At 38.2% G+C, this 19,706-nt stretch carries 23 protein-coding genes; 1 reads left to right on the top strand and 22 read right to left on the bottom strand.

The features are described 5' to 3' along the window. Window positions 1-4 precede the first annotated feature (4 nt). From panD to RTR43_RS23170, 10 genes are all read right to left on the bottom strand, one after another. Window positions 5-388, bottom strand: a complete 384-nt coding sequence (panD, locus tag RTR43_RS23215) for an aspartate 1-decarboxylase (protein ID WP_312475813.1) — start codon at window positions 386-388, stop codon at window positions 5-7. A 34-nt stretch (window positions 389-422) separates the two neighbouring features. Then, on the bottom strand, window positions 423-1,271 hold the full coding sequence (gene panC / locus RTR43_RS23210; protein ID WP_312475811.1) for a pantoate--beta-alanine ligase: 849 nt from the start codon (window positions 1,269-1,271) through the stop codon (window positions 423-425). Continuing rightward, on the bottom strand, window positions 1,268-2,104 hold the full coding sequence (gene panB / locus RTR43_RS23205) for a 3-methyl-2-oxobutanoate hydroxymethyltransferase (RefSeq protein ID WP_312475807.1): 837 nt from the start codon (window positions 2,102-2,104) through the stop codon (window positions 1,268-1,270). Before panB ends, panC begins: the two co-directional genes overlap by 4 nt. A 259-nt stretch (window positions 2,105-2,363) precedes the next feature. Beyond that, window positions 2,364-3,341 carry a biotin--[acetyl-CoA-carboxylase] ligase gene (locus RTR43_RS23200; protein WP_248736037.1) on the bottom strand — a complete coding sequence of 326 codons (978 nt, stop codon included), beginning with the start codon at window positions 3,339-3,341 and terminating at the stop codon, window positions 2,364-2,366. Beyond that, window positions 3,326-4,528, bottom strand: a complete 1,203-nt coding sequence (locus RTR43_RS23195; protein ID WP_312475802.1) for a CCA tRNA nucleotidyltransferase — start codon at window positions 4,526-4,528, stop codon at window positions 3,326-3,328. The genes RTR43_RS23200 and RTR43_RS23195 overlap by 16 nt, the downstream gene beginning before the upstream one ends. Continuing rightward, window positions 4,525-5,664, bottom strand: coding sequence for an N-acetyl-alpha-D-glucosaminyl L-malate synthase BshA (bshA, locus tag RTR43_RS23190; protein ID WP_312475799.1), 1,140 nt, complete (start codon window positions 5,662-5,664; stop codon window positions 4,525-4,527). The genes RTR43_RS23195 and bshA overlap by 4 nt, the downstream gene beginning before the upstream one ends. Before the next feature lie 2 nt (window positions 5,665-5,666). Next, window positions 5,667-6,377, bottom strand: a complete 711-nt coding sequence (gene bshB1 / locus RTR43_RS23185; protein WP_312475797.1) for a bacillithiol biosynthesis deacetylase BshB1 — start codon at window positions 6,375-6,377, stop codon at window positions 5,667-5,669. Beyond that, entirely contained in the window at window positions 6,367-6,786 is a 420-nt protein-coding gene (gene mgsA, locus RTR43_RS23180) for a methylglyoxal synthase (protein WP_312475795.1), read from the bottom strand. The genes bshB1 and mgsA overlap by 11 nt, the downstream gene beginning before the upstream one ends. Window positions 6,787-6,796: 10 nt before the next feature. After that, window positions 6,797-7,600 carry a 4-hydroxy-tetrahydrodipicolinate reductase gene (gene dapB / locus RTR43_RS23175; RefSeq protein WP_312475793.1) on the bottom strand — a complete coding sequence of 268 codons (804 nt, stop codon included), beginning with the start codon at window positions 7,598-7,600 and terminating at the stop codon, window positions 6,797-6,799. A 5-nt stretch (window positions 7,601-7,605) separates the two neighbouring features. Further along, complete coding sequence (locus RTR43_RS23170; protein ID WP_312475791.1) at window positions 7,606-7,941, bottom strand: nucleotide pyrophosphohydrolase; 336 nt, start codon at window positions 7,939-7,941, stop codon at window positions 7,606-7,608. 203 nt (window positions 7,942-8,144) lie between these two features. Here RTR43_RS23170 and RTR43_RS23165 point away from each other — a divergent pair, with 203 nt between their 5' ends. Then, on the top strand, window positions 8,145-9,014 hold the full coding sequence (locus RTR43_RS23165; RefSeq protein WP_312475789.1) for a YitT family protein: 870 nt from the start codon (window positions 8,145-8,147) through the stop codon (window positions 9,012-9,014). 105 nt (window positions 9,015-9,119) lie between these two features. Here the strand turns inward: RTR43_RS23165 and RTR43_RS23160 are convergent, their stop codons facing one another. From RTR43_RS23160 to RTR43_RS23105, 12 genes are all read right to left on the bottom strand, one after another. Continuing rightward, the gene (locus RTR43_RS23160; protein ID WP_312475787.1) at window positions 9,120-9,800 is read right to left on the bottom strand and encodes a zinc metallopeptidase; all 681 of its coding nucleotides are present in this window, start codon (window positions 9,798-9,800) and stop codon (window positions 9,120-9,122) included. A gap of 58 nt (window positions 9,801-9,858) precedes the next feature. Continuing rightward, window positions 9,859-10,653 carry a sporulation protein YpjB gene (gene ypjB / locus RTR43_RS23155; RefSeq protein WP_312475785.1) on the bottom strand — a complete coding sequence of 265 codons (795 nt, stop codon included), beginning with the start codon at window positions 10,651-10,653 and terminating at the stop codon, window positions 9,859-9,861. 77 nt (window positions 10,654-10,730) lie between these two features. Next, complete coding sequence (lhaT, locus tag RTR43_RS23150) at window positions 10,731-11,324, bottom strand: lipoprotein heptaprenylglyceryl N-acetyltransferase LhaT (RefSeq protein WP_312475781.1); 594 nt, start codon at window positions 11,322-11,324, stop codon at window positions 10,731-10,733. An 88-nt stretch (window positions 11,325-11,412) separates the two neighbouring features. After that, the gene (locus RTR43_RS23145) at window positions 11,413-12,189 is read right to left on the bottom strand and encodes a menaquinol-cytochrome c reductase cytochrome b/c subunit (RefSeq protein ID WP_312475779.1); all 777 of its coding nucleotides are present in this window, start codon (window positions 12,187-12,189) and stop codon (window positions 11,413-11,415) included. A 60-nt stretch (window positions 12,190-12,249) separates the two neighbouring features. Beyond that, window positions 12,250-12,924: a menaquinol-cytochrome c reductase cytochrome b subunit gene (gene qcrB, locus RTR43_RS23140; protein ID WP_312475777.1), complete on the bottom strand. Its 675-nt coding sequence runs from the start codon at window positions 12,922-12,924 to the stop codon at window positions 12,250-12,252. Window positions 12,925-12,927: 3 nt separating this feature from the next. Then, the gene (locus RTR43_RS23135) at window positions 12,928-13,437 is read right to left on the bottom strand and encodes a QcrA and Rieske domain-containing protein (RefSeq protein ID WP_312475776.1); all 510 of its coding nucleotides are present in this window, start codon (window positions 13,435-13,437) and stop codon (window positions 12,928-12,930) included. A gap of 141 nt (window positions 13,438-13,578) precedes the next feature. Further along, a complete protein-coding gene (locus RTR43_RS23130) occupies window positions 13,579-14,064 on the bottom strand; it encodes a YpiF family protein (protein WP_312475774.1) in 486 nt (161 codons plus the stop codon). Between the two features lie 207 nt (window positions 14,065-14,271). After that, complete coding sequence (locus tag RTR43_RS23125; protein ID WP_312475772.1) at window positions 14,272-14,838, bottom strand: ReoY family proteolytic degradation factor; 567 nt, start codon at window positions 14,836-14,838, stop codon at window positions 14,272-14,274. A gap of 32 nt (window positions 14,839-14,870) precedes the next feature. Further along, window positions 14,871-16,136 (bottom strand): tetratricopeptide repeat protein, encoded by a 1,266-nt coding sequence (locus tag RTR43_RS23120; protein WP_312475770.1) that lies wholly within the window; start codon window positions 16,134-16,136, stop codon window positions 14,871-14,873. Window positions 16,137-16,163: 27 nt separating this feature from the next. Next, window positions 16,164-17,060, bottom strand: coding sequence for a hypothetical protein (locus tag RTR43_RS23115; RefSeq protein WP_312475768.1), 897 nt, complete (start codon window positions 17,058-17,060; stop codon window positions 16,164-16,166). A gap of 105 nt (window positions 17,061-17,165) precedes the next feature. Beyond that, window positions 17,166-18,455 (bottom strand): 3-phosphoshikimate 1-carboxyvinyltransferase, encoded by a 1,290-nt coding sequence (gene aroA, locus RTR43_RS23110; protein WP_312475766.1) that lies wholly within the window; start codon window positions 18,453-18,455, stop codon window positions 17,166-17,168. 28 nt (window positions 18,456-18,483) lie between these two features. Then, window positions 18,484-19,590 carry a prephenate dehydrogenase gene (locus RTR43_RS23105; protein WP_312475765.1) on the bottom strand — a complete coding sequence of 369 codons (1,107 nt, stop codon included), beginning with the start codon at window positions 19,588-19,590 and terminating at the stop codon, window positions 18,484-18,486. Window positions 19,591-19,706 lie beyond the last annotated feature (116 nt).

Genomic DNA, 19,706 nt, shown 5'->3' with positions numbered 1-19,706 from the left:
ACCCCTACAAAATCGTAAGTGCAGGTTCTGCATGTATAAGTTCTTTAATACGATTGTTTTCATCCATAATCGCTACTTTTGGAGTATGAGCCGGTACCTTTTCTTCTGCTACAAGTGCATAGGAAATAATGATCACAATATCCCCCTCCTGGACAAGTCGGGCTGCAGCACCATTTAAACAAACAACACCGCTTCCTCTTTCGCCAGGAATAATATAGGTTTCAAGACGTGCCCCGTTATTATTGTTTACAATCTGCACCTTTTCATTCGCTGTCATTCCGACAGCATCAATAATATCCTCATCTATGGTAATACTGCCAACATAATTTAAATTAGCCTCTGTAACCGTTGCACGGTGGATTTTCCCGTTCATCATGGTACGAAACAAAAGAATTCCTCCCCAGTTGTCTTTTTTCTTATGTTTAGTTAATGTCAACAATTAAATTATCAATTAAACGAACCCTTGTAAATTTTACGGCAAGAGCAATAATAATGCGACCCTCTAATTTTTCCAAAGGCTTTAAACGCGGATAAGTCAAAATTTCAACATAATCTATTTTCCCGATTGACTCGCTAGTAATCATTTCATGTACCATGCCCATTAATCTAGCTGAATTTCGTTCTCCTTGATCAATGGCCGCCTTAGCAGCATTCAGGCTTTTATATAGCACGACCGCTTGCTGTCTTTCTTCAGGTAAGAGATAGACGTTACGAGAGCTCTTCGCAAGGCCATCCTTTTCACGAACAATATCTACTGCTATAAGCTCAATCGGGAAATTCAAATCAGAAATTAACCCTTCTATAACAGCCACTTGCTGAGCGTCCTTTTTCCCAAAATAAGCTCTTGTTGGCAATATGATATGAAATAGTTTGCTAACGACTGTTACGACACCATCGAAATGCCCTGGGCGTGATTTCCCGCATAATACGTCGGTACGTTTCTGCACAATCAATTTGATGGATGGTTCGTTTGGATACATTTCTTCTACAGATGGGTAAAAAAGGAAATCAACTTCCTCAGATTCCGCTAAGGCACTGTCACGTTCAAAGTCGCGGGGATAAGTAGAAAAATCTTCATTCGGTCCAAACTGTAATGGATTAACAAAAATACTTAAAACAACAATATCATTGGCTTGTCTTGCTTTATTTATTAGTGTCAAATGACCTTCATGCAGAAATCCCATTGTTGGCACAAAGCCGATGGACTTTCCTAAACTCTTTTGTTTCAATATTTCTGTCTGTATGTCCTTAATCGCTGTAAAAATCTTCATTCCTTGCCTCCATATAGTACCTTGAGTTCCTGTTCCTTCATTGTAAACGTGTGTTTTTCTTCCGGAAATTGTTCAGTTCTTACATCGTCTGTAAAAGCTTGAATCGATTCAACCATAAACGGATTGACAGAATGATATTGTTTCACGAATTTAGGTACCCGTTCTACTCCATAGCCTAAAATATCATGATAAACAAGAACTTGGCCATCTACAGCTACTCCCGCTCCGATTCCAATGACAGGAATAGATACACTTTTTGCAACTTCCTCAGCAAGCTGCTTCGGTACACACTCAAGAACAACAGCAAAAGAACCAGCCTCTTCACATTTTTTAGCATCTTTCAGTAATTTTTTTGCAGCAAGGGCATCTTTGCCTTGGACCTTATATCCACCCAAGACGCCAACTGATTGCGGCGTTAAGCCAAGATGGGCACAAACAGGAATACCTGCTTTTGTCAGTGCTGTTATTTTTTCAATCACTTCATCCGCACCTTCAAGCTTGACCGCATGCGCCCCCGTTTCTTGAATGAGCCTGCCGGCATTTTGTAATGTATCTTTAACTGATAAATGGTAGGTCAAAAAAGGCATATCAGCGACAATAAATGTATCTTTTGCTCCACGTTTAACAGCTTTCGTGTGATGAATCATGTCTTCTAGCGTCACTGGAATGGTGGAATCGTAACCTAATACAACCATTCCAAGAGAGTCGCCGACTAAAATAACATCCACTCCCCCCTGTTCTGCTTGTTTGGCAGAAGGATAATCGTAGGCCGTTAACATGACAATCTTTTCATTTCTTTCCTTCATTTTCAAAAAATCTGTTGTTTGCTTCATCTTTTTCCCTCCTTTTAATATGGGAGAGGGGATAAAACGAATTCTAAGAGCAAATAAAAAGACCCTTCTGATGGCAGAGGATCTAATGTTACCCTTGTACGTGTTCCATCCCTCTGTCCCGGTCCGTAAAACGGATCTAGGCAGAAACCTTTTTTATTATTATGGCAAAGCGGTGCAGTTCCTAGGGATACTGCCCAATGAAATTATCATACAAAAAGTACAAGCTTCTTGCAAGAATTAATAATCTTACCGACACGGTTTATAATTCGATATCAGCTGAATAAACATGGTGGATCACACCAGATTGGTCCTCTATTTTCAAAACACCTTCATCTGTGATTCCTAGTGCTGTTCCTTCAATTACATTTGTTAACGTTCTGGCTTTAAGAACTTTGCCGATACTGACGGCATAGCCTTCCCATAGAAGCTTAATCGGAAAAAAACCCTTTTCTAAATATAGCGAATACAATTTTTCGAAATGTTTGAAAATACTTCTGATTAGAGCTGCACGAGAAATTGTCTCCCCTTTTTCAATCGACAGTGAACTGGCAATTTCCTGAAGTTCAATTGGAAACTCCTCTTTCCGTTGGTTGACATTAATGCCCATACCAATAATAATGGAATGGATTCTGTCCGCTTCTGCTTGCAGTTCTGTTAAAATTCCGGTAACCTTTTTTCCATTCAGTAAAATATCATTCGGCCATTTAATGACTGGATGAAGGCCGGTTATCTCTTCCATCGCCTGAACTATGGCAACAGCAGTTAAAAGGGTCAATTGTGGGGCATTATGAAGCGGTATATTCGGTCTAAGAATCAAGCTCATCCAAATCCCTGTATATTTTGGTGAATGCCATTTTCTGCTCATTCGTCCTTTCCCAGACCTTTGTTCCTCCGCAATAATAACGGTTCCTTCTGGTACATCCTCAGACGCGAAGTGATGGGCAAGTTTTTGTGTTGATTCAACACTTTCTTCATAGTGGATATTCCTGCCAATAAGTTCCGTTGTTAAGCCAAGTCTAATTTCATCTGCAGTTATTTTTTCCGGTGTTTTAAGAATACGATAGCCTTTATTTCTAACTGCTTCTAATTCAAAGCCTTCTTTCCTTAATTCCTCGATATGTTTCCAAACAGCTGTCCTTGAGCAGCCAATTAAATCAGCGAGATGCTGCCCTGATAAATAGACATCACCAGCATTGGTAAAAGCATCGAGCAATTCTTTCCTTATTTCGGACTGCACGCCATTAGCCACTCCTTAATCTTTTGTTTATTATTCTCCAATTTTCCTTCTACTATCGCTCTTTCTATTTTCAATAACGTGTCTTTCAGCCAAGGACCGCCACTTTTATTTAGCCATTTCATCAAATCGTTTCCTGTGACATTCATGTCAGAGAGATACTTGATTGGCAATTTCTCGTACAAGTTTAACCAGTGCTTAATTGAATCCGATTCTTTTATCCTGGTAATAACCAAATACAGCTTTTCAGCGGATAAGATGTTGTCATAACCTGCATTATATAAATCATAAATGGACCATTCTTGCTGAAGTCTTTTTTTCAGAGAAAACAGAGTTTGTTGAATTTCTCTAATTTCTTTTATCGGCATGCGCCAATCTCTTAAAAATGTTTCGATTGATTTTTCTTTTATATCGATACCAAAGAGCAACAGCGACCACATTTCTTTTTTATTAAGACTTTCGTACTGAAAGTTCTGTAATTGTTCTAACTCCTGTTTATAGTTATTCAAACCGGGTAGATAGAGAAATAAATTAGTATCTAGGATCATCTTTAAGGCTATTCTTCGATTATTGCCAATAAGAAGTTTTTCAAACTCTACTTTTTTTCTTTCAACAGCAATATTTTCAAGTAAATCAATATGATTGGTTAATGCCGTTTGCGTATCATTTTCGATGGAAAAAGAGAGCTGGCTTACAAAACGAACCGCTCTCATCATTCTTAACGCATCTTCACCGAAACGATCCTCCGCCCTGCCAACTGTTTGAATCAATTTATCCTTTATTGCTAATTGCCCATTAAAAGGGTCAATAAGTTTTCCATTTTTGTCCATCGCAATTGCATTCATCGAAAAATCTCTGCGCTTAAGGTCGTCTTTAAGATTACGAATAAAGGCAACTTCTTTTGGCCTTCTATAATCCTGATATTCGGCTTCCGTTCTAAATGTAGTAATTTCATACGATTCCTGATTATACAAGACGAGAACCGTTCCATGTTCAATCCCAATATCGACAGTTTTGGAAAATATCTCTTTCACTTCAACTGGAGTCGCTGATGTAGCAATATCCACATCGCTAATTTTCTTTTTTAAAAGGTAGTCTCTGACCGACCCGCCTACAAAATAGGCTTCAAAGCCAGCATCCTCTAATCTTTCTAAAACGGGAAGGGCTGATAAAAATGGTTCTATCATCATACTTCACCTAGATTCATTAACTTAAAATATATTTGTTCATATTGTTCAACAATTTTATCTGCTTTGAATTTTGTTCTAACCGTTTCCACTGATAGCGCAGAAAATTGTTGATGAGTATGTTGATTATTTAACAGAGCAATTGCTTTATTTGAAATATCTTCTATGTCTCCTACTTCACAAATAAAACCTGTTTCTCCATGCAAAATAACTTCTGGTATTCCGCCAACATTTGTCCCAATACAAGGTACTCCACACGCCATTGCCTCTAAAGCCACTAGACCAAAGCTTTCCTTTTCCGAAAGTAACAGCATCAAATCACTAATGGAATACAATTCCTCAAGGTTCTCTTGCTTTCCAAGGAATATGACCTGATCCTCTATGGAGAGTTGTCTTACTAGTTTACAAACTAAGGTTATTTCAGGTCCGTCACCCACTAATAACAACTTTGCCGGCATAGTGGCAGAAATTTTCGCAAAGGTTTTCACCACATCCTGGACCCGTTTAACGGATCGGAAATTTGAAACATGGATAACTACTTTCTCATCATCTTTAATCTCAAATTCCGCCTTTAAAGAACGGCCATCCCTTTTATGGTAGATTCGGTCGTCAATAAAATTATAAACAGTTTCAATTTGTTTATCAGGATTGATTAGCTCATAGGTTTGATTGACTAATGCATTTGAAACAGCCGTGACAATATCGGATTTTTCAATGCCGAATTTAATTGCGTCTGTTAGTGATGGATCATATCCTAAAACCGTTATATCGGTACCGTGTAAAGTCGTGACTATTTTTATATCCCTATGGCTCATTTGTTTCGCTAATATTGCACATACCGCGTGAGGAATCGCGTAATGGACATGGAGAATATCTAATTTTTCCCGATTTGCTACCTCTGCCATTTTACTTGCCAGTGCAATGTCATAAGGAGGGTACTGAAAAACAGAATATTGATTCACTTCGACCTGATGGTAATAGATGTTATGATACATTTTATTAAGCCTAAAGGGAATGCTTGAAGAGATAAAATGAATTTCATGCCCCTTTTCCGCCAGCATTTTCCCTAACTCTGTTGCTACTACACCAGATCCACCCACGGTTGGATAGCAGGTAATCCCAATTTTTAGTTTCCGCATAGTTAGTCTCCCATCAAATCTCGCTTCAAAAGGATTGGTACTTTTGTTTTGAAGCCTTCTGCATAAGTAACGCCAACCAATTTACCAAACATTCTTTCCCTGGCTTCGACTGTTTCAATATAGCCATTGACAAGCGGTGTATCAACGCTATCGTCTGTTTGTTCAAATTGGCTTTTGTAGGCACGTAACGCTGCCAGCTTTTTGTCCATAAATAAGGTAATATCGGTGGTGAAATCTGGTTTGTGGAAACCATTAATCATATAAAAAAACAATTTTTCTACTCGATGGGGTTCGTTACCTTCTTCTGTTTGATATTTTTTTATTCCCGCAGAAAAAACCGCCTCCTCAACAAGACGGGCACAGTTCCCATGATCAGGATGGCGATCCTCAAAATAGGGGGCAAACACAACCTGTGGCTTATAGATTCGAATGATGCCGGCAATCTTTCTTATGAATTCATCATTTAAAAATAACCCTCTATCAGGTAGTGCTAGAGAAGTCCGAAAAGAGACTCCTAAAATTTCAGCAGCATGCCTCGCTTCTGCTTTCCTTAATGGTACATTTCCATTGGAGGAAAGGTCAGCATCTGTTAAATCACAAATGCCGATCCGTTTTCCTTCTGAAGCTAGTTTTGCAATTGTACCTGCCATGCCAATTTCCACATCATCGGCATGTGCACCAAATGCAAGAATATGTAAATGTTTATCCTTCATTTCCTTCACCATTCACTTTGACAATATTTCTCCAATCAATTAAGCCAAGTTCTAAACCTCGTATTAATAATTCAGCCGTACCCATATTGGTAGCGAGTGGAACAGCATATACATCACAAAGTCTTACTAAAGCCGTCACATCCGGTTCATGCGGCTGAGCTGTTAGCGGATCGCGGAAAAAGAAAATCGCATCCATTTGATTTTTCGCAATCTTGGCACCAATTTGTTGGTCACCACCAAGTGGACCGGATTGGAAGCGAGTAACGGTTAACCCCGTTGCTTCATTAATACGTAAGCCAGTTGTTCCAGTTGCAAAAAGTGTATGTTTCTTAAATATTTCCTGATAGGCAGTTACAAATTGTACAAGGTCATTTTTCTTTTTATCATGGGCAATCAAAGCAATATTCATAATTTGGCTCCTAATCTAAAATATTTTCAAGTCCGTAAACAAAATTATTTTGCATCATTACGGTTTCGACTGCTATTTTTACACCTGACATAAAGGAGGCACGATTGTAGGAATCATGACGAATTGTTAATGTTTGCCCATCTGAGCCAAATAAAACCTGCTGATGGGCGATGAGTCCTGGCAAACGAACAGAATGAATATGCATTCCATCATAATCAGCCCCTCTTGCACCGTCTATTGTTTCTTTTTCATTTGGATGACCCTGTTTTTTTGTTTCTCGTACATCTGAGATCAGCTCAGCTGTTTTTACTGCCGTTCCGGACGGGGCATCCAGTTTTTGGTCATGATGCATTTCGATAATTTCTACATCATAAAAATATTTTGCTGCAAGCTGCGAAAATTTCATCATCAGTACCGCCCCAATAGCAAAGTTAGGTGCAATGATACAACCTAATTCTTTTTCATAACTAAGACGTTCCAACTCAGCTAAATTTTCTTTCGTAAAGCCTGTCGTTCCTACAACTGGGCGAACATTATGTTCGAGCGCTGCTTTAGCGTGGTACATTCCTACTTCAGGTGTCGTTAAATCTATTAATACATCTGCTTCTTCCTCTTGAAGGCAATTTTCAATATTAGTATAAATAGGCACATTCGAAATAGTTTGAAACCCTGCTACATCACTTAACATCATTCCACCATATTTATGATCAAGGACAGCTACAAGCTTAAATTGTTCTGTCGTGGTTACTAGCTTTACCGCTTCACTGCCCATCCGTCCCCTTGGCCCGGCAATGATAATTTTAATCTCACTCATTATCTTCACTCCTGCTCAATTCTTGTCCAACGGTCTTTGTCCCTCGTATTAAATTTATTCATGACATAATCATGAGCTTCTTCCAAATCAATGTTTAAGGCATTTGCCATGCAAATCAGTACAAACAGAAGATCTCCAAGTTCTTCTTCAATGGCCTTCTCTGTTTCGCTAGATTTCTTAGGCTTCTCACCATAATAATGGTTTACTTCCCTAGCTAATTCCCCTAGTTCCTCAGTTAATCTTGCAAGCATTGCTAACGGACTGAAATATCCTTCTTTAAATTGACTTATGTATGTATCTACTTCAGCCTGCAGTTCCTTTATCGACTTCTGTACAGCCATTTTCAATTCACCTCTCCTTCTCCCTATGACCAATTTGACTTTAGTAATGTTTTTATTCATGTTTATGTTAGCTAAATTAGCGCTGATTTACAAATGTTTTCGTTTCTATCTCTTCTTTTTCTAATCTCATTGCCCTAACGATATTAATTCGCTATAATAAATACCGCCATAGGAGAGCAATATTGGGAAGAGGAGGAATGTTAATGATTTTTGGCCTAAAAGTAAAGAACATTCTGTTTATCCTATTAGGTGCAGCCATTATGTCGTTTGGTCTAGTCAATTTTAATATGCAGAATAAACTAGCCGAAGGAGGGTTCACAGGAATTACATTGATTTTTTATTTCTTGATCAACTGGGATCCTTCTTATACAAACCTGCTACTTAATATTCCACTATTTTTTATAGGATGGAAAATATTAGGAAGAAACGCTTTCTTATATACAATTTTCGGAACTGTCGGGGTCTCGATTTTTTTATGGATTTTTCAGCGTTTCCCGATAGACATGCCGCTTCAAAGTGATTTAACCTTAGCCGCATTATTTGCTGGTGTATTCACTGGCATAGGCTTAGGGATTATCTTCCGTTTTGGAGGGACAACAGGTGGAGTAGATATAATTGCAAGACTTGTCCAAAAATATGTAGGTTGGAATATGGGAAAAACAATGTTCATATTTGATGCAGTTGTTATTGCACTTTCATTGTTTACATATCTGAATTATAAAGAAGCTATGTATACACTTGTGGCTGTTTTCGTCGGAGCTAGAGTGATTGATTTCATGCAGGAAGGTGCATATTCTGCCCGGGGTGCAATGATTATTTCTGAGAAAAATGAACAGATAGCAAAAAAAATTATGGATGACATGGAACGCGGAGTAACAGCTCTAAGAGGATATGGTTCATACACAAAAAGTGAGCGTGAAGTTTTATATTGCGTTGTCGCCAAAAACGAAATTATGCGCTTAAAAAATTTAATAACCTCTGTAGACCCTCATGCATTTATTTCGATTTCCATTGTTCATGATGTTCATGGAGAAGGCTTCACACTTGACGAAAATAAAATGCCTATAGGGTAGAAAAGCGTAAGGCGCCTGGAGATGGACATTTCTCGAAGTCCAATGTAATAAATCCTTATACTATAAGAAAAGCAATGTCCATTGGCGGACATTGCTTTTCTTACTTTAATCATCATTTCTATTCATTCCCGTAAACATTAGGACAAACCTTAATAATTCTAAAACTGCTACTGCGGTCGCAGCAACATACGTAAGGGCAGCAGCATTTAAAACCTTTCTAGCTTCTCTATCTTCTCTATTACCGACTAATCCCAAGGAAACAATTTGATCCATCGCCCGATTCGATGCATTAAGTTCAACTGGCAGCGTGATAATTTGAAAAAGGACAGCAGCAGCCATAAAAATAATTCCTAGTAACAGCATTCCACTCAAATGAGCAAACATCCCAATCATTATAAAAACCCATGAAAGATTTGAACCAATATTAGCTACCGGAACTAAAGCATGACGGAATCGTAAGAAACTGTAGTCCTCTGAATCCTGGATGGCATGTCCGCATTCATGGGCAGCTACAGCTGCAGCGGCAATCGAATGCCCGTGAAAATTTTCAGGTGACAATTTAACCGTCTTGGTTCTTGGATCATAGTGGTCACTTAAAAAGCCACGACCCTCTTCGACGCTAACATGGGAGAGGCCATTAGCATTTAGCATTTTCCTTGCTACCTCCGAACCTCTAAGAGAGGCTGATGATGCTACCCGAGAATATCGAGCAAAGGTATTTTTCACTTTCATTTGTGCCCATAGAGGGATTAATACGATCATTGCAAAATAAATAAGGTAAACCATGTGAATCCTCCTAATCAGCTCATGATGTTATTCATTTTAGTAAAGCCAATTAGACTAGTCAATCTTTTTGATCTCTGGATCGATCTTTTCTCATCGCTTTGTCACCTTGGTACTTGCGCCAGCCAACATAGGATAATGTCATGATAATAATACTCCCAGTAGAGATGATAACCCACCATATGGAAGGGTCCGCTTGGTCCTCTTCCATATTTGCAAAAAGATTTTTTAAATCAGTATCCAGGGCATCAAGTTCCTGTTGGCTTTTTGAGTCTTTAACAATTTGGGAACGATACTCATTAATAAAGTCAATTCGAGCATCTAATCTCTGAATATTTTCTACAGGAACATCAATTTTCATACTTGGATAAATGACATTATATAAAGATAAAAAAGTATTGAAGTTGCTATGAAAATGGGGCGTATCACCATTAATGGCTGCATCCTTTGCCTGATGAAAGGCAGTCATGATTTGATCTTCCATTTCTGTCCATAAGGGTTGATGATTTGTTGCAATTGCATCAATAACAAGACGGAATTTAGTTAATTTATTGATTCTTTCTTCATATTTCATTGTAGGGCTCACTGCTGCTTCCATCGCCTCATCATGTGAGGTGTGAACAATTCTGACTTCGTCCAAGGTTAAGGGCTTTTCATTTCCAGTAATGCTCGTGAACTGGTCAGAAAAATAATCAAGCATTTTTTTAGCATCTTCATATCTATGAAACTTCACCATTTGGAGAGCTTCATCTGAAATATCATCTAGCCTTTCCATGGGAGATGGCTGTTCGGCGAAGGCAGGTATGGGAGTAAGCATAATGATAATTGCAAATAATAGAAACCATTTGATTTTCAATCCTTGTCCCCCCTTTCATTACTAATAAAATGTATGTAGGATAGGACAAGGTTAGACCATCATTTAGAGAAACATGATTATTTAATTTCTAATTTAAACCTATTAGAACGAATTGAAAAATAATAAGCAAGACCAATTGAAAGAATTGAAAGCCAGAAGGTAAAATAGCCAATTTGTGGTATATAGCGATCAAGCATATGATAACTAGGTAACATGAAGAAAACATAATCAATGACATCATTATGCAACGTCCAAATAGCCGTTACAATTAAATGCCACCATTTAAAACGGTAAAATGGGGCATACAATAATCCTTGGACCGCCATAGCAAAATGAGAGAATATTAACATATAGCTGATCCAATCCAATTCTCCTTTGACAAAATAGACAAGAATATTCATGACAACGGCCCAAATCCCATATTTAAATAGCGTTACAATCGCGAGAGCTTCGATTAATGGCCAGTTTTTCTTCAATAAAAATGCAATCAAGACAAAAACAAAAAATAAACTAGCAGTAGGACTATCAGGAACAAAAATAAGGAATTTAGCTGGTGTCTCTTTTAACTGCGATCCATACCAGTAAAACCCGTAAGCTGTTCCGGCAATATTTACGATAAGTAAGAGTATAAGCATAGAACGATTAGCCAAGAGAGGATAAATAAAGCGCACAAAAACTCCCCTTTTCTTCTTCTTTTTAAAAGACTTTATCTTTTCATTATTAAAAGCTGACGTATTCCGTCAGCTTTTAATAATGAAATTATTTCTTTCCAAGACCTGAGATAAATTCAGACAGCTGTTTAAGCTGATCTGCATCACCTTTAAAAATTCCCGCTGGCATCTTACCGCCCTTACCATCTTTTGCAATCTTCGCCACTTCATCGGCTGATAATCCAGTGCCGATTAATGAAGGTGCACCAGGTCCACCTTGAAGATTATCACCATGGCAGGTAATACATGTATTATCACTAGCGATTTTGTAGCCGTCACTTGTCTTATCAATATCTACTTTTGCAACAATTTTACCTTGACGTTCAGCAGCCGCCCAGTCATGAGTTGCAACAGATTGCCAAGTTAAAAATACAATTGAAGCTAATGCCAAAAGCATAAATCCTGTCGCAAGCGGACGCTTCATTGGACGGCGTTCCGGTCCACGATCAAGGAACGGAGCTAATAATAACCCCCCGAATGCGAGTCCCGGTATAATCATTGCACCGATTACTGTATAGGGACCTGAGGCAAATGTATATTTCAGCAATTGATACAAGAACAAGAAATACCAGTCTGGTAATGGAATATAACCTGTATCAGTTGGATCCGCAATTCTTTCAAGCGGAGCCGGATGTGCAACCGTTAAACATAAATAGCCAACTAGAAATACAGCACCTATCATCCATTCTTTCAAAAGGAAATTAGGCCAGAATGCTTCTGTTTTTCCAGGGTATTCTGAATAATCTTTCGGAAGCATCGTCTTCCGTGATTCAGGCGCTAACACACGTGAGTCGCCGACGAACTTCATACCTTTACCGCGATGCATTGAGTAATCCCCCTCCTTTTTCCGTAAAGATTAGAAATAACTTACAGTTTAGAACCGATTTTAAAGCGGTCCTGAAATACCTTGTTTACGAATCATAATGAAGTGCGCTGCCATTAACCCAAATAATACTGCTGGCAAAAAGAACACGTGGATGGCAAAGAAACGGGTCAATGTTTGAGCACCAACAATATGTTCATGACCAGCAAGTAAGACTTTGACATAGGTCCCAATGAACGGTGTAGCCTCCGCAATTTGCAGACCTACTTTTGTTGCGAACAGCGCTTTCATATCCCAAGGTAATAAATAACCGGTAAAACCTAAACCAAGCATGACGAAGAAAATAAGTACTCCGACAATCCAGTTTAACTCACGAGGTTTTTTATAGGCACCTTGGAAAAAGACCCGTAACGTATGTAAGAACATCATGACAAGTACTAAACTTGCACCCCAGTGATGCATTCCACGAACAATTTGTCCAAAAGCAACCTCATTTTGCAGATAATAAACAGATTCCCATGCATTTTTAATATCCGGCACATAGTACATGGTTAAAAACATACCGGAAAGAATTTGAATGACTGTAACGAAGAATGTCAGACCGCCAAAGCAATATACAAACGCTGAAAAGTGATGCGCTGGGTTTACATGCTCAGGTACTTCATGGTCTGCGATATCGCGCCACAAAGGCGTAATATCTAAACGTTCATCTACCCAATCGTAAATTTTGTTTAACAATGATTACGCCCCCTTCCGTGGTTTTGCTTTACCTAAATAAAGGTAACCATCCTTTTCCTTAAATGGATATTCATCAAGCGGTGCTAGTGGCGGTGTACCTTTAATGTTTGTTCCATCCTTTGTATAACGGCCATAATGGCATGGACAGAAGAATTGGTTTGGATGTTCCTTATCGGTATTCCAGTTAACTGTACAACCTAAATGCTTACAAACAGGTGACAGAGCAACAATTTTATCTGTCTTATCATCACGATAAACCCAAGCCGTACTGGTAACCTCAGACTCATACCATGCATCCTTTTGCTTGAAGGTAAAGTCAACCCGAACCGGTTCAGCCGTTAACTCAGAAACCTTTTGCTTTGTTGCAATAAAATCTCCGCCCGCCTCAGCCTTTAAAACTGGATCCACAGCAAAACGCACCATTGGCATTAACATTCCGGCTGCCATAAAGCCGCCTACACCTGTTAAAGTGTAACTTAAGAATTGACGTCTTGAAACACGCTCTTTACTCATGCTTATCCCCCCCTCTATTCACGAAGTTAAGTCCAGCGGACATTAATAAAACACATATAAAACTAGGACATAACAATGATATATCAATCTTCAAGCAAGGTCAATATCATACTATTTTAAAAACAAGTAATAGGGATAGTTTTACCCATTTTCATGCCATTTTTGCGTAAAGAGAATTAAAAGTTGTTTAACTTGACTATCAATCATCTCCATTTTTTGCGAATCACTCATATTCTCAAGTGGAAGTGATGGAAGCCAAATTAACGAACCGTCTACCTCATTTTCATGTGTCCTCCATTCGATTTCAGTTGTTATGTAAAATATGTGTTTAAACTCACTGTTTACAATGTTTTCTTCCCAAATCTGTAAATCGCCTAATACTTTTTCAGTTTTTTCAACTTTTAAGTAAGTAAACGGAGGAAATAATAAAAGTCTTCCCGTAAATTGTCTTTCTAAATGACTTGTTAATAGTGTGATAAATTCTGCCATGGCAGCTGATTGCTTCATATCACCTCCTACTGAAACCGAATAAATCGGTATTACAGCCGTGTCCACATACTCCTTAGCATTCAAGTAAGTCTCAACATCTTGAGGTATCCATTTCATTTTTCCACCAACCTTTTGCATTCACTATTCCTATCATATCATTATCTCCCAAAACAATAAAAGATAAATAAGAATTTTAATAATATTCTCCCTTGCTTTATAAAGGTGGTGTGAAAAGAGACGAACTTCAGTTAATTCGTCTTGAAAATGGATACTTTTCGTTAAATTTGGATAAGGTCATTTATAAATGGGTGCTCTGTCCCTTGTTCAAAGCAAAAGGAAGTCTGCTTAACGCATACTTCCTTTTTGTTCAGTCGTCTTTAGTTTATTTAATTTTTCTGTCAACAGTTGAAACGCCTGTCGATCTTGTTTATCAAGCGCTTCATCGATTAATTGAAGCAGCTTTTCACGTTGAAAGCGTTCAATACTGTTTTGTAGTAATTGTTCTGCTATAACCCCATCCTTTTCATTTACCTGCAGATGCTTCGGAACGAATGGATTTTCCTCAAGAACAAAAACATACTGGTGTGCCTGATTAGCGGCATGAAAGTTTAATTGAATAAAAATATCCTCTTCCCGATTTAAGCGGATATCATGAAAAGATTTTTCAGCATCAGTTGTCATTACATTTTCTTTATAAAAACGAAATGGCACTTTATCCACACAATGTGTCGACATAATCAAACCACGGGGACAATATTGTGCTTGCTCCACAAAATGAACTTTTTCCATAAGTTGATCGTGGCTCATTAAATAATTAAGAATCCAAACACATTCTCTTCTCTTTAATTGATAATGATTTAAAAACCAGCGAATAAAGTCCTTCTTCTCGTTGACAGAAACAGGGGTTGCCATGATAGTTTCCCTCCTCTGCATTATCAGCTTATTTAATCTTTCAAGTCGGTAAGACGTTCGAGCAAATCTAAATACTCATCGTTTGTTGGATCGTCAATAATCAGTTGTTTAAAAATTTCGGCAGCTCGGTCGGTTTTTCCTTCTTCAATTAGAAAATATCCGTAATCATGCAAAAATGCCTCATTATTCTTAAAAAAAGTATATGCACTTTCATATTTGTCTAATGCGTATGAAAATTCTTCTAATCTTTGAAAGCTTAAGGCAGAATCCCATAAAAACTGTGGTTCTTCATCTTCCGTAATATCCAGCTGCGATATTAAATCAATGACATCCTCATATCTCTCCTGCTGGAAAAAGAGCTTATTTAAAGTGATCGCTGCTTCTGCAAATCCCGGATCTACGGCAAGGGCTTCCCGGAAATACTGTTCCGCTTCCGTTTCTTTTCCAAGCTTTAATGCCATTTTCCCACCGTAGAAGAATAATTCTTTATTAAATTCATCTTGTTTTATGCCTTCTTTAATCGAGTGTAAACTATTTTCAAGTTCATCTTCCCGTTCATAGGCCTTGGCAATGTGTAAATAGAGTGAATGGTATTCTGGGTCAAGCTCTTTTAATTCATTGAACTTTTCAATGGCAGTTCGATTATAGCCTGCCTGAAGCGCTGTAAAAGCATAGCCAAAAAGCGTGTTGATCTCTAATTTTTCAGCGAGGGCTTTTTCATAATAGATCAGCGCTTCCTCAAAAGCTCCTGAAGCACTTAACAAGTCAGCCATCCGCCCGTGAATATTTACACCTGCCATTTCATTTTCTTCCCTTAAAACCACTTCATATGCATTCATTGCCTTAGCTATTTCACCTTGTTCGCTGAAAAGCTCCCCTAAAGCAAAATCAATAATGACTTCATCCGGCAATATTTCTTTTGCCTTCAAAAGCTTCCTTTCACAAACTTCATAAAGACCTTGGAGTTGATAAAGGTCAGCGAGCAGCAGTAAAGACTGGCCAAAATTTGCATCCTGTTCTGAAATTCTTTCAAGGACAAGAATGGCTTCTTCTTCTTCCCCTGCCTCCACTAATATTTCACCTAATAAGACAAGAAGCTCGCCCTCTTCAGGGTATATTTCTAATAGGTTATCCACCAAAACCTTAGCTTCATCTAAAAATCCAAATTGGTACAATTCTTCTCCAAGGAGAAACATTTCTTCATGATTGCCGCTTTTTAATACAACATTATATTCATTAATGGCTTCTTTATGTTGGCCATTTTCTAACATGTTAATAATCTTATTTACCCTATCCATTGGCTCTTACCTCTTCCCGACCTTGATTTACAAAGAAAAATATGATGGGGTTCGGACCTCAACATTTTTTCCAAATCCAGGTTTAAATAAAACCTGATTCCCTGAACGTACAATTTTTCCTTTGTGAACTGTAACTACAAGTCTATCACCATGATAATGAAATAATTTCACTTCATCAACATTATTGATTTCTCTTCCTTTTACATATAGATTATAGCTTAATTCAGCACCCTGCATGAGACTTGCTTTTTGAGGAAATAAACCAACTTTATTTAATACAGTAACAGGCAATGGCTGTTTTTCTTCAATTTCCTCATAAATAGCAGGAATTTTTTCTTTTACCATGATACCTTTCCATTTCGACAAAACGTCCCTCGCTTCCTTCTTCTGCGAAAAAGAAATTAAGGGAATTAAGGGACAATTGTAGGGGAATAGTGCTTCTCTTATCCATCCCCACGGTATTTTCTCCAGCTCTCCCTGGTTATCCAATTCAACAAATATCGCAGGAATTTTTTCCTTCTTACAACTTCTTATTAACGATGGTGTAAGGAGGCGGACCGGGATTTTCACAGCAATGACAAAGTCAATTGGACTGCTTATTAAAGCTGTTTTCATTTCACTGATTTTTTCAGTTAACTTATTTTCATAGGAAACATCAACATAAGTGAATAAGGTGGTGCAACCTTTCAACAAAAAATGTTCAATCAAATATTTTTTCAATTCTGGAAAAGACTCGTTAAGCGGAATTTTCGAATTAAAAAGGACATATGTCGGGGTCATGATAAATGGGTCAACATTCATTTTCATTAGCCTGTAATGATTAAAACATGATTCAATCCTTGCTATCCTGTCTTCGTCTATTAATAGGGAACATGCTGTTAGCTGCTTGTTTTTAAGGATATTGGCATATTCAATGATATACATTCCTATCACCCAATTCTCGTCTTTAAGACAAGCTATGCAATAAATCATAAAACTATGACTTTGAATTCATTTATAAAAAGGAAAAGCTGCAATGGAATGCAGCTTTTAGCGAATAAGGCTATTTAAATGGGTAAAGAAATTTGGATATGAAACAGAGATGGCTTCAGGTTTTTCAAGACAGATCTCTCCGTCAGAAAGCAGTGCAGCGATTGCCAACATCATCCCAATCCTGTGGTCGCCTTGACTAGAAACGGTACCACCATGAAGCGTAGATTTTCCGTAGATAATCATCCCATCTTCAGTGGCATCAATCCTTGCCCCTAATTTTCTTAGTTCATGAACAACGGAATCAATTCGATTTGTTTCCTTTACCTTTAATTCTTCTGCATCTCTAATAATTGTTTTTCCCTCAGCTTGGGTTGCCAGTAAGGCAATGATTGGGATTTCATCTATGAGTTTTGGGATTAAATCTCCTTCAACGACAGTTCCCTTTAATTCAGAGGTTTTAATAATGAGATCTCCAAATGGTTCAAATGAGTTATCATCCTTTTGAACAATTTGTAAATCAGCACCCATCTGCTTCATTACCTCAATAATCCCTGTTCTGGTTGGGTTCAGTCCTACATTCTTCAAGATGACTTCACTTTCAGGAATAATCGCACCAGCGACAAGAAAAAAAGCAGCTGAGGAGATATCACCAGGTACATGAATCGTGGCTGCTTTCAGCTTTTGTCCACCATTAACGGTAATCATTTGGTTATCCTTGTGAATTTCTCCCCCAAACATACGGATCATTCTTTCTGTATGATCCCGAGTTTCAGCAGGCTCGATTATCGTACTTTCCCCATCCGCTTGCAGCCCTGCTAAGAGTAAAGCTGACTTCACCTGTGCACTAGCAACAGGTAGTTGATAGTTGATCGGTGATAACCTCGTTCCACGAATGGATAGGGGCGTGAAGGCACCGTTATTTCGACCATCAATTTTTGCACCCATTTTAGTCAACGGGATCGTTACCCTAGTCATTGGCCTTTTTCCGATTGATTCATCCCCAACAAGTGATGAGAAATAAGGTATTCCAGCCAGAATCCCCATTAATAAACGAATTGTCGTTCCAGAATTGCCGACATCCAAAACTTCATCAGGTTCTGTTAATCCCTCGAATCCTTTACCTATAATACGAAGCTCATTGTCGCTTTCCTCTATTGTTACCCCAAGCTTTCGAAAACACGATATCGTACTTAAACAATCATCACCTGGAAGGAAATTAGTTACCCTTGTTTCACCATAAGCGATGGAACCAAACATAACGGACCTGTGCGAGATAGATTTATCTCCTGGAATTGTTATTTCACCTAATAAACGATTTATGTTTGTTTTCAGTGTTAATGACGTCATATAATATCACCTTTTATTTAAACTCATTTTAGGAACCGATAGATGTGGAATAACTGGAATAGGTACTAATACAACGTTCGGCTTTATGCCGATCCTCTTCCGTTTGAAAACTTATGACTAAAACTCCATTTATATCTTCTCTTGTTTCGAGAATGCGAATGTTTGTTATGCTAATCTTTTCTTTCGCTAAATACCCAGTTATTTCAGAAATGACACCAGGGTAATCAGGTACATCAACATACAAATCATAAAATGCAGGGATTGCTCCTTTTTCTTTCATTGGCAAACCGTCACGAAATTGCTTTGCCTGGTTAAAATAATTAAAAATTGCTGCACTATTTTCCTTTTCCAATAGTGTTTTAACACCATTCATTTCTTCCTGCCATTGATTTAATAGTTCAATTAATACTTCTCGATTGTGCAGCAAAATATCCTTCCACATTTCCGGGCTGCTTGAGGCAATTCTTGTTATATCCCTAAATCCTCCTGCTGCCAGGCGTGGAATGAGACTTTCTGCTTCTGAAAGCTTTTCTGTTTGTCGGACAATGGAGGCAGCAATGATATGGGGAAAATGGCTGACTATCCCTGTAAGATAGTCATGATTTCCAGGTGTAATTGTCAAAAACTTTGCATTTGTCCCACGTAACCAGTCTTTTAATAATTCAACTTTCTTTTTATCGATATGATCTTCCGGAGTTAACAGATAAAATGCATTTTCAAATAATATTTCTTTTGCAGCGGAAACACCACTTTTATGCGAACCAGCCATTGGGTGACCGCCAATAAAAGTGATTCCCCAATGCTTCAAGCTAGCAGTACTTTCGACAATTCTACTTTTTGTGCTGCCTGTATCGGTTATAATTACCTCTGGATTAAGTGGCAGTTTAGCTAGTAACTGGAGAATCTCTTTCGTCTCGTTTACAGGGGCGGCAATAATGATTAAATTGGCATCGATTACACCCTCATCGATATTTTCGGCAATTTCATCAATGACTCCCAGAATTTTGGCCAACCTAGACTGTTCCTTATTAATATCAAACCCCACAATTATTGCATCTTCATGCTCCTTTTTAATACAAAGAGCTAAAGAGCCCCCAATTAATCCCAATCCAATTACAAAAACTCGGCCTTTCAATTTACATCCCCCTAATAAGAAAAGCGTAAGGCGCCCGTCTATCGGCATATGGACTGGAGCGCTTCGACTGAGATAAAGGAAACACGGAGAGCATAGCGATCCGATGTTGACTTATC

It is taken from the genome of Neobacillus sp. (assembly GCF_031988165.1).
Classification (GTDB): domain Bacteria; phylum Bacillota; class Bacilli; order Bacillales; family Cytobacillaceae; genus Neobacillus; species Neobacillus rhizosphaerae.
The sequence above is the reverse complement of the archived record's forward strand: the minus strand, read 5'-3'. Positions and strand labels throughout refer to the sequence as shown.

Coding starts and splice junctions, on each gene's coding strand:
- panC (WP_312475811.1), bottom strand. CDS start 1,271: ATGAAGATTTTTACAGCGATTAAGGACATACAGACAGAAATATTGAAA.
- panB (WP_312475807.1), bottom strand. CDS start 2,104: ATGAAGCAAACAACAGATTTTTTGAAAATGAAGGAAAGAAATGAAAAG.
- RTR43_RS23195 (WP_312475802.1), bottom strand. CDS start 4,528: ATGATGATAGAACCATTTTTATCAGCCCTTCCCGTTTTAGAAAGATTA.
- bshA (WP_312475799.1), bottom strand. CDS start 5,664: ATGCGGAAACTAAAAATTGGGATTACCTGCTATCCAACCGTGGGTGGA.
- bshB1 (WP_312475797.1), bottom strand. CDS start 6,377: ATGAAGGATAAACATTTACATATTCTTGCATTTGGTGCACATGCCGAT.
- mgsA (WP_312475795.1), bottom strand. CDS start 6,786: ATGAATATTGCTTTGATTGCCCATGATAAAAAGAAAAATGACCTTGTA.
- dapB (WP_312475793.1), bottom strand. CDS start 7,600: ATGAGTGAGATTAAAATTATCATTGCCGGGCCAAGGGGACGGATGGGC.
- RTR43_RS23170 (WP_312475791.1), bottom strand. CDS start 7,941: ATGGCTGTACAGAAGTCGATAAAGGAACTGCAGGCTGAAGTAGATACA.
- RTR43_RS23165 (WP_312475789.1), top strand. CDS start 8,145: ATGATTTTTGGCCTAAAAGTAAAGAACATTCTGTTTATCCTATTAGGT.
- RTR43_RS23160 (WP_312475787.1), bottom strand. CDS start 9,800: ATGGTTTACCTTATTTATTTTGCAATGATCGTATTAATCCCTCTATGG.
- RTR43_RS23145 (WP_312475779.1), bottom strand. CDS start 12,189: ATGCATCGCGGTAAAGGTATGAAGTTCGTCGGCGACTCACGTGTGTTA.
- RTR43_RS23135 (WP_312475776.1), bottom strand. CDS start 13,437: ATGAGTAAAGAGCGTGTTTCAAGACGTCAATTCTTAAGTTACACTTTA.
- RTR43_RS23130 (WP_312475774.1), bottom strand. CDS start 14,064: ATGCAAAAGGTTGGTGGAAAAATGAAATGGATACCTCAAGATGTTGAG.
- RTR43_RS23125 (WP_312475772.1), bottom strand. CDS start 14,838: ATGGCAACCCCTGTTTCTGTCAACGAGAAGAAGGACTTTATTCGCTGG.
- RTR43_RS23120 (WP_312475770.1), bottom strand. CDS start 16,136: ATGGATAGGGTAAATAAGATTATTAACATGTTAGAAAATGGCCAACAT.
- RTR43_RS23115 (WP_312475768.1), bottom strand. CDS start 17,060: ATGTATATCATTGAATATGCCAATATCCTTAAAAACAAGCAGCTAACA.
- aroA (WP_312475766.1), bottom strand. CDS start 18,455: ATGACGTCATTAACACTGAAAACAAACATAAATCGTTTATTAGGTGAA.